Annotated in this window: 8 protein-coding genes; 5 read left to right on the top strand and 3 right to left on the bottom strand. The window is 63.6% G+C overall.

What is annotated here, in order from left to right:
- Nucleotides 1-124: 124 nt before the first annotated feature.
- Nucleotides 125-1789, bottom strand: coding sequence for an FAD-dependent oxidoreductase (locus tag K0M74_RS02165; protein WP_293967426.1), 1665 nt, complete (start codon nucleotides 1787-1789; stop codon nucleotides 125-127).
- A 337-nt stretch (nucleotides 1790-2126) separates the two neighbouring features.
- Between K0M74_RS02165 and K0M74_RS02160 the strand changes: the two genes are divergently transcribed.
- Nucleotides 2127-3320, top strand: coding sequence for a type III PLP-dependent enzyme (locus tag K0M74_RS02160; RefSeq protein ID WP_293967424.1), 1194 nt, complete (start codon nucleotides 2127-2129; stop codon nucleotides 3318-3320).
- A 22-nt stretch (nucleotides 3321-3342) separates the two neighbouring features.
- Here K0M74_RS02160 and K0M74_RS02155 read toward each other — a convergent pair whose 3' ends face one another.
- Both K0M74_RS02155 and K0M74_RS02150 read right to left on the bottom strand, forming a co-directional pair.
- Entirely contained in the window at nucleotides 3343-4374 is a 1032-nt protein-coding gene (locus K0M74_RS02155) for an NAD(P)-binding domain-containing protein (protein WP_293967422.1), read from the bottom strand.
- A complete protein-coding gene (locus K0M74_RS02150; RefSeq protein WP_293967420.1) occupies nucleotides 4371-5360 on the bottom strand; it encodes a TauD/TfdA family dioxygenase in 990 nt (329 codons plus the stop codon). Before K0M74_RS02150 ends, K0M74_RS02155 begins: the two co-directional genes overlap by 4 nt.
- Nucleotides 5361-5562: 202 nt before the next feature.
- Here K0M74_RS02150 and K0M74_RS02145 point away from each other — a divergent pair, with 202 nt between their 5' ends.
- The 4 genes from K0M74_RS02145 (at nucleotide 5563) to K0M74_RS02130 (ending at nucleotide 9096) form a co-directional block, all read left to right on the top strand.
- Nucleotides 5563-6867, top strand: coding sequence for an MFS transporter (locus K0M74_RS02145; RefSeq protein ID WP_293967418.1), 1305 nt, complete (start codon nucleotides 5563-5565; stop codon nucleotides 6865-6867).
- 124 nt (nucleotides 6868-6991) lie between these two features.
- The gene (locus K0M74_RS02140) at nucleotides 6992-8152 is read left to right on the top strand and encodes a CoA transferase (RefSeq protein ID WP_293967416.1); all 1161 of its coding nucleotides are present in this window, start codon (nucleotides 6992-6994) and stop codon (nucleotides 8150-8152) included.
- 65 nt (nucleotides 8153-8217) lie between these two features.
- On the top strand, nucleotides 8218-8649 hold the full coding sequence (locus K0M74_RS02135) for an MAPEG family protein (RefSeq protein WP_293967414.1): 432 nt from the start codon (nucleotides 8218-8220) through the stop codon (nucleotides 8647-8649).
- A gap of 12 nt (nucleotides 8650-8661) precedes the next feature.
- Nucleotides 8662-9096 (top strand): MAPEG family protein, encoded by a 435-nt coding sequence (locus tag K0M74_RS02130; protein WP_293967413.1) that lies wholly within the window; start codon nucleotides 8662-8664, stop codon nucleotides 9094-9096.
- The last annotated feature ends 132 nt before the right edge of the window (nucleotides 9097-9228 follow it).

Raw genomic sequence — 9228 nt, 5'->3', positions numbered from 1 at the left:
CGCTGGTTTTGGGCGGGGGACCGCCCGCGTAGCGAGCGGTGGAGGGGCAGCAACGGTAGCGCCAAAGCCCCTCCGTCCCCCCCCTTCGGGCTGCCACCTCCCCATGCCTTCGCCACAGGGAGGATCAGGTCGCCGCAACCTCCGCCAGCGCCTGATGAATATCGCTGACCACCACCGACCCCTCGCCCACCGACGAGGCGACGCGCTTTACCGATCCCTTGCGCACATCGCCGATCGCATAAATGCGCGGCCAGCTGGTTTCATACCGGCTTGGCATCCGGTCGAGTGACCAACCCGCCTTGACCAGCTCAACCGGCGCGATGTCTGCACCGGTCTTCACAAACCCGCGCTCGTCGCACACCATTTCCTCCGGCAGCCAGCCGGTGTTCGGGCTGGCGCCGAGGAAGAGGAACAGAAAGCGGCAATCGCAACCGCTCTCGGTCCCGCTCTCGCGGCTGCGATAGGTGATCCCGTCGAGCCAACCACCCGAAACATCGGCGCCGTGCAATCCGACGACATCCGTCATCGCGTGCAATTCGATGTTCGGATGCTCCTCCAGCCGCTTGACCAGATATTCGGACATCGTTTCGCGCAAGGACCGCCGTCGGAAAATCACATGCACCTTACGCGCCGCATTGGCGAGATAGATCGCCCCCTGCCCCGCCGAATTGCCGGCGCCGACGACGGTCACCTCGGCATTGCCGCACAGCTGCGCCTCCATCGGGGTGGCGCCATAAAAGATGCCGCGGCCTTCATAATGCTCAATGTCGTCGATCGGCAGCCGCTGATATTGCGCCCCGCTCGCGATCACCACCGCGCGGCTGCGCAATTTGCGGCCATCGGCGAGCTTTAGGCAATAGGCCTCGCCATCGCGGTCGATCGCCGCGCCGCGCACCGGCGCGACCAACCGCGCGCCGAATTTCTGCGCCTGCACCGTCGCGCGGCGCGCCAGCTCATTGCCTGAGATGCCGGTCGGGAAGCCGAGATAGTTTTCGATTTTCGACGACGTCCCCGCCTGCCCGCCCGGCGCGAGCGCGTCGATCGCGATCACGGTCAGTCCCTCGGACGCGGCATAGACCGCCGCCGCCAGCCCGCCCGGACCGCTGCCCACCACGATCACGTCGGCGGTCGCGCCATCGGGCAACAGGTCGAGTCCCAGCGCTGCGGCCAGCTGCTCGGGAGTCGGCTGGACGAGCACGTCGGCGGCGCCCAGGATTACCGCGGGCAACTGCTCGTCAATCAAGCCACGCTCGGCCATCAGATGCCCAGCGACCGGGCCATCGGCAGGATCGAACCACCGATGCGCGACGCCATGCTTCATCAGCAGGTCGCGCAGCGCATAAACGCTGCGATCCATCGCCGCGCCGATCACGATGATTGCCGCAAAGCCGCGACGAGTGCTGAACTCGCGGCGCGCCGCGAAAATGCGGACGAAGATGTCCGAATAATGCGAATTGCCCGCGATCAGTCGCTGGAAGTCGGCGTGCGCGATCCGCAAGATCTCACCATCGGCGCCCATTTCGACCCGCGACAAATGCCGCTGCCCGGTCAGCACCGACAGATCGCCCGCGAATTGTCCGCGCTCCATCCAGCCGACGCGCTTCGGCCCATCGTCGGTCGAAGCAAAGATGTCGGTGTGGCCCGACAGGGTGACGATGCAATCGGGCGCCATCGTCCCCTCGGCAACGAGCAGCTCGCCGGCCCGATGCGATTCGACCGTGCCAAAGGCGCGCAACTCTTCGAGCTCAGCGTCGCTAAACGTATGATTCACATCGGCGGGTGAGACCATTGGTTGCCAGCTTCCCCTCTTCGTCACCCCGGCGAAGGCCGGGGTCTCGCCGGTGCCTCGGGACGCGACGTTGAGATCCCGGCCTTCGCCGGGCCGCCGCAACAAAATTTGAGTTCAACCATAACGTGGGACCACCAGCTTGTCGCTATTTTGCCCCGTTCGGCGCACATCGGCCTCGCTTCGCCCTTTGTGTTACCGCACTATTACAAAATTGCTCGATAGGGACTTTACAGGGGGGACCCCCCTCCATATATGCGCCTCCGCTGCCCCAGGGGGACTTCCAATAACCGCAAGGCAGCCTTGTCGTTTACCGTTACACTTTTGGGGGTCCCTTGCATTGCACCAGCATCATAGCGCCCACGGGCTGATTCAGGCACTTTCGCCGGTCGAACCTGTCACGCTTGTCCGTCCGCACGCCGCACGGCGCGCGGCGCGTTTCTTCATCGACCGGTTTCCCGGCACGACCATGTATGCGGTCAAGGCGAATCCGTCCGCCGACCTGCTGCGCGTGCTGTGGGATTCGGGCGTCACGCATTATGACGTCGCCTCGATTGCCGAGGTTCGGCTGGTGTCGCGCACCCTGCCGCAAGCGACGCTGTGCTTCATGCATCCGGTAAAGGCCGAGGAGGCGATTTCCGAAGCCTATTGGAAGCATGGCGTGCGCACCTTCTCGCTCGACACGATGGACGAGCTGGAGAAGATCGTCCGCGCAACCGAAGGCGCTGCCGACCTCAACCTGCTCGTGCGCCTGCGCGTCTCGTCCGACCATAGCAAGCTCAGCCTCGCCGCCAAATTCGGTGCCGAAGCCGACGAAGTTGCCGAACTACTGATGGCGACGCGGCAGGCCGCCGACGCGCTCGGCATCTGCTTCCACGTCGGCAGCCAGGCGATGACCCCGCACGCCTATGCGCAGGCGATGGAGCGCGTTCGCGCCGCGATCGTCGCCGCATCGGTCACCGTCGACATCATCGACGTCGGCGGCGGTTTTCCGTCGTCCTATCCGGGCATGGAGCCGCCGCCACTCGATGCCTATTTCGACACCATCCACCGCAGCTTCGAAAGTCTGCCGATCAGCTATTCGGCCGAACTGTGGTGCGAACCCGGCCGCGCGCTGTCGGCGGAGTATAGCTCGCTAATCGTCCGCGTCGAAAAGCGTCGCGGCGAGGAACTGTACATCAACGACGGCGCCTATGGCGCACTGTTCGACGCCGCGCATGTCGGCTGGCGCTTCCCGGTGTCGCTGCAACGCGATGTCGAAAGCGACGCCGAGATGGTGCCGTTCAGCTTTTACGGTCCGACCTGCGATGATCTCGACCATATGGCGGGACCGTTCTTCCTGCCGGCGGACATCAAGGCGGGCGATTTCATCGAAATCGGGATGCTCGGCGCCTATGGCTGCGCGATGCGCACCAAGTTCAACGGCTTTGGCGCCGACGAGACTCATGTCGTCAGCGATGAGCCGATGGTGAGTCTTTACACCGGCGAAGTCGAACCAGAACGCCGCAGCGCGACGGTGACCAAGCTGTTCTGATCACCGCCACGCGGCAATCGGCTCACATCGCGGCGATGCGCGGGATGACGTAGTCGGCGTCACGCCCGACGCCGCGTAGCGTCGCCGATGCAAAGCCGTTCTGTCCCGACAGGCCGACATAACCCAGCCCGGGAACCGTGGTTGAGACGCCCCGGCGGTGGAGCGGCTGACCCTTCGCGTCCAAAGCGCCGCACGGCCGCAGAAAGTCCATCGCGTGGCGAAAGCCGGTAGCGAAAATGACCTGGGCGATCCGCTCGTGCGTTCCGTCGGGCCAGACGACGCCGTCGGCGGTAAAGGCACGGAACATCTTCCGGACCGGCGGCCGATTGGCGCGCAACGCAGCCTTGTAGCGGCCATCGTCGACGATGGGGACGCCATGGTCGGAAAACAGGTTCAGACCGTTCAGGCGCAGCTTGTCGAACCACCAGTGAATATCGTGGCCCAGCACCCGCTGCGGCAGAAAGCGCAGCTTGTCACGGACGGCCAAGGTCACGTCGGCATGCCCCGCCAGTTCCACCGCAATCTGCACCGCCGAATTTCCGGCCCCGACCACGATGATCCGCTGGCCCGGATAGGCATCAAGGTTACGGTACTCCGAAGAATGCGCGATGCGGCCCCGATATTCGGCTTGCCCGGCTATCCGCGGCAGGTTCGGCGCGCCAAAGGCTCCCGACGCCACGATCAGCTTTTGCGCTCGCATCGGCGTTCCGTTTTCGGGCCTCAACACAAATCGATCAGGCTCGCGGGTGACCGACGATATCCTCGTTCCCAATTTCACCGGGAAGGCAAAATGGTCGCGATACTGTTGCAGATAATCGACGACATCATCGCGCGTCGGATAGGCATCGGGCGCGCCCTGCATCGCAAACTCCGGCAATGACGAGTAGCGCACCGGCGAAAACAGCTCGAGGCTGTCGTAATAGTGGCGCCACGAACCGCCCACCGCCAATTCGGCATCGACCATCAGGAAGTCGGCGCCCGCGCGTTGCAAAAGACGCGCCGCCGCCAGTCCCGCCTGTCCGGCCCCGATGACTACAAACTGATGATCGGTCATGCGTCGGCTTCTTGGGCAAAACCATGCCGCAACCGATCGTCGCCATCGGCAAACTCAGGGACGTTGAGCCACAGCCGCAACAGGTGCCGCTTTTCCTCGGCGGAATCCCAATCCTCATAATCGGTGCGTGCATGCAGCACGACCGAGTTTTTCAGGAACTGCATGTCGCCCTCCTGAAAATTCATGTCGAGCGCGATGCCCGGTTCGAGGGGAAGCCATTCAAGCAGGTCGAGCAGGCTCTCCTCCTCGTCGCTTAACGCAGCGATTTCGGGAAAATCTTCGGCGGCATTGCGGATATACCAGGTGAGCAGCATCATCCGGAAAATCCCGCCTTCGCGGCTGACGATCGGATAGCGAAAGGTCTTGGGGCCGTCGGGGCCCAATTGCCCATGCGCGTGGTGGTAGAATTGCTGTTCCATCAGCGGCGCCAGTTCGGGGCGCCGCGCGACGACCTGATTATAGACCTCGACCGACGAACAGATGCGGCTGACACCGCCCGCCTTGGCACCGCGCAGGCACAGCAGGCCAATAATGTCGGCGCCGTCAGTGTGAAAGGCCAGTTCGGCCCGCGTCTTGTACAGCCGCACATTATGGTCGCTCGGCGGCGCACCCGTGTCACGAATGTCGACGAGCAGCTCGCCCAGCGGATTCTGGGCGGTCGGCTGCCCCAGCTGCAATCCGATCAACCAATAGGCCGCGGCGGCGACCTCGCGGCCGATGCTGCGGACCGGCAGTCCGCGGATCAGCACCATGCCATGACCGTGGTCGATCCGATCCCGCCAATCGGTCAGCGCCGCCTCCAACCCGGTCATCGGATAATCTTCGCGCGCGAGCTCGCTGAGCGGGCAGCCTCGCTCGACTGCCGATTGCGCCGCGGTGACAATCGTGGCGATTTCAGCGCCACTTAATTGGTAAAGCCATTCCTCGGACTGCGCCTGCAATGTCTCGCCGCGCCAGGGCGTAGGTGATTCAACCATTGACGTCATTGGGCAGTCCTTTCCTCGAATGCGGCCACCGATTGCGACCGCAACAAAATCCAATATCGGATCGTTAGATTCGATATTCGTCGAATTATCGAATTGATTGACTGGGTCAACCTACATTTCGACTGCAATCGAAACAACAGAAAGGGACAGGCGCAAAATGCGAGCTAGCCTGAGCAAATCACGCTGCTAGGTTCCCGGCCGCATGCGCCCCTTCCACCACCTCCTCATCAACAATCTGATCGCCAACATCACCAATTTCACGGTGTGGTTCGCGATCACCTTCTGGATTTTCCTCGAAACCCGGTCGGTGTTCGCGACCGGCATGATCGCGGGCATCTATCTGGTGCTCACCGGGGCGCTGGGCATCTGGTTTGGCAGCCTGGTCGACCATCACCGCAAACGCAGCATGATGCTCGTCTCCAGCTTGGTTTCGCTGGCGATTTATGCCGCCGCGCTCGGCGCCTATGCGCTCGATCCCGGCATCCGCGTCGCCACGACAACCAGCGTCACCTTATGGCTGTTCGTCCTGCTCACGATGCTCGGAGTGATCGTCGGCAATATCCGCATGATCGCGCTGCCCACGCTCGTCACCCTGCTGGTGCCAGCGGATCGGCGCGACAAGGCGAACGGGCTGGTGGGGATGGTCAGCGGTATCGGCTTCCTGACCACCTCGGCGATCAGCGGCTTCCTCGTCGCGTGGGGCGGAATGGTCGCGACATTGGCGTTCGCAATCGCCTTCTCGCTAATCGCCGCGCTGCACCTCCTTTTCGTCGATGTCGACGAGCCGCGCGAAACCGACACGCATGATGCGCCCCGACAGATCGACCTCGCCGGCACCTTTCGCGTCGTGCGTGGCATTCCGGGCCTGTTCGCGCTGATCCTGTTCGCGGCGTTCAACAATCTGCTGGGCGGCGTCTTCATGGCGCTAATGGACGCTTACGGCCTGTCGTTGATGAAGGTCGAGCAATGGGGCCTGCTCTGGGCCTTTGTCTCCTGCGCCTTCATCCTCAGCGGCGCGTTGATCGCCCGAACGGGCCTTGGCACCAACCCGGTGCGGACGCTGCTCCTCGTCAACCTGATCGTCTGGGCGGTCGCGGCGCTGTTCACTGTCCAGTCGTCGATCCTGTTATTGACCCTCGGCTGCTTCATCTGGCTGTTCCTCGGCCCCTATGCCGAGGCGGCCGAGCAGACGACGTTGCAAAAGGTCGTGCCGTTCGAGCGGCAGGGGCGCGTCTTCGGCTTTGCCCAGTCGGTCGAACAGGCTGCCTCGCCGCTCACCGCCTTCCTCATCGCGCCGCTCACGCAGTTCATCTTCGTGCCGCTGATGACGGGCGGCGCGGGCGCCGACCTGATCGGCGACTGGTACGGCCGCGGCGCCGAACGCGGCATCGCGATCGTCTTCTCGATCACCGGTCTGCTCGGCGTGCTGGCGACGATCGCCGCTTTCCGATCGCAATCCTACCGCCAGATATCGGCGGCCTATGCGACCGATACCCCTCTCCAATAGAACACCGCCGCATCATAAGGATGTCCGATTGCGTTTTCGGTTTCCTTCTGCAACCATTCCTGCCGACACGCGAAATGGAGAGGCAGACGATGGCGCTCAAATCGACCCGGCGAGACCGCGCCGCATGACCATGCTCAACGGCATCCGCATCGTCGACCTGACGACGGTGATTTTCGGCCCCTACGCCACGCAAATGCTCGCCGATCTAGGCGCCGAGGTGATCAAGGTCGAGACCCCCGGCCTCGGCGACATCTCACGCTATCTGGGCAGCGGGGTTCCCGATCCGACGATGGGGTCGATCCACCTCACCGTGAACCGCGGCAAACGCTCAATCGTGCTCGACCTCAAGAAACCCGACGACGCGGCGGTACTGCGCGACCTCGTCGCTGGCGCCGACGTGTTTTTCCACAATGTCCGCGGCAAAGCGATCGCCAAGCTGGGGTTCGACTATGCGGGCTGCAAGGCGATCAAGGACGACATCATCTATGTCCATGGCACCGGCTTTGGCCAGGATGGACCCTATGCCGATTTGCAAGCCTATGACGACGTCATTCAGGCCGCGACCGGCACCACCAGCCTGCTGCCACGCGTCGATGGCGACCCGCGCCCGCGCTATTTCCCGTCGCTGATCGCCGACAAGATCGCGGGCCATTTCGGCGCACAGGCGATCTTGGCGGCGCTGATCCACAAGCTGCGCACAGGCGAGGGGCAAGCGGTCGAGGTGCCGATGTTCGAATGTTTTGCATCCTTCATGCTGACCGAACATCTGCGCGACGCCGCGCTTGACCCGCCGCTCGGCCCCGCGGGCTATCCGCGCCAGCTCGATCCGACGCGCCAGCCCTTCCCGACTAGCGACGGCTATCTGGCAATCGTCCCGTACACCCCCGAATCGACCGCGCGGCTGATGGCGCTGCTCGGCAGCGAAGGACTGACCCAAACCCCCGAGTTCGAGGCGGCCAAGGGGAAAGGCCAGCACATGCCGATCGTTTACAGCGAGATCGCTCGCAAGACTCCGGCCAAGACCACCGCCGAATGGCTCACCCTGTTCGCCGCCAACGACATTCCCGCGATGGCGGCGCGCGACCTGCAAGACGTCAAAGAGGATCCGCATTTCGTTGCGACGGGCTTCTTTCGTCATCGCACCCACCCCGATGTCGGCGCCTTCCACGAAATGCAGCCGCCCGTGAAATATGGCGCCGCGTCGCCACGCGATCTGGGTTTTGCGCCCAAGGTCGACGGCGACGGCGCCGCAATTCGCGCCGCAATCGCCAAGCGGCGCGGCTGAAACTCGATCATTGCAATGTCGCTCGCGCGCCCTAGCATCGCGCCAAAATAACGAGGGGGAACAATATGCCTGAAAGCCTGCTTGCGCCCGGCGCGGTGCTCGCGCTGTGGACGCTCATCATGCTCGGCTGGGTCGCCGCGACCCGTTTTTCGGCGATGTCGAAAGCGGGTGTCGATCTGAATGCCGCACCGCCGGGCGGGCGCGGCGCCGATCTGGAAAATGTGCTGCCACCGCTGACCAACTGGAAATCGCATAATTATACGCATCTGCTCGAACAGCCGACGCTGTTTTACGCGGTGATCGTCTTCCTGCATCTGTCGGGCGGCAGCACCGATCTGACGCGCGGGCTGGCGTGGGCTTATGTGGTGCTGCGGATCGCCCACAGTCTTTGGCAAGCAACAGTGAACCGGATCCCGGTCCGCTTCGCCATTTTTGCGCTCGCGACATTCTGCCTGTTCGCGCTGGCAGTGCTGGCGGTCATTGCCACTTTGGGTTGAGGGGGGAATATCATGGATACCAACGCTATTTTGGGGCCGGTCGCGACACTCGCGCTGTGGTCGATGATCATCTGGGTGTGGATGTACGCGACGCGCATCCCGGCGATGCAGCGCGCCAAGATCGACGCCGCCAAGATGGTCGGCGGCACCGGCAAGAGCCTCGACGAAGTGCTGCCGCCCGAAGTGCAGTGGAAGGCGCATAATTATAACCATCTGATGGAACAGCCGACGATCTTTTACGCCGTCGCGCTGGCGCTGGCGATCGGTGGCATGGGCGGCGGGCTGAATGCCCAACTCGCGTGGGCTTATGTCGGTTTGCGGATCGTCCACAGCCTGATCCAGGTGACGGTCAACCGCGTGCTGTGGCGCTTCGCCGTCTTCGCGCTGGCCAGTCTCGCGCTGCTCGCGCTGTGCGTGCATGCGTTCATGGGGTTTGTGCTGCATTGATACCGGTACGCCCTCCCCTTCAGGGGAGCGCAGCGAGACTTACGAACTTGTTCGTTAGTCGCAGCGGGTGGGGGCCAAGGGCGTTGGCCAGCGCCCGGGGGCCCCCCCCAACCCCCCCCCCCCAGGGGGGGG

The organism is Sphingopyxis sp., assembly GCF_019459305.1.
Taxonomy (GTDB): domain Bacteria; phylum Pseudomonadota; class Alphaproteobacteria; order Sphingomonadales; family Sphingomonadaceae; genus Sphingopyxis.
The sequence above is the reverse complement of the archived record's forward strand: the minus strand, read 5'-3'. Positions and strand labels throughout refer to the sequence as shown.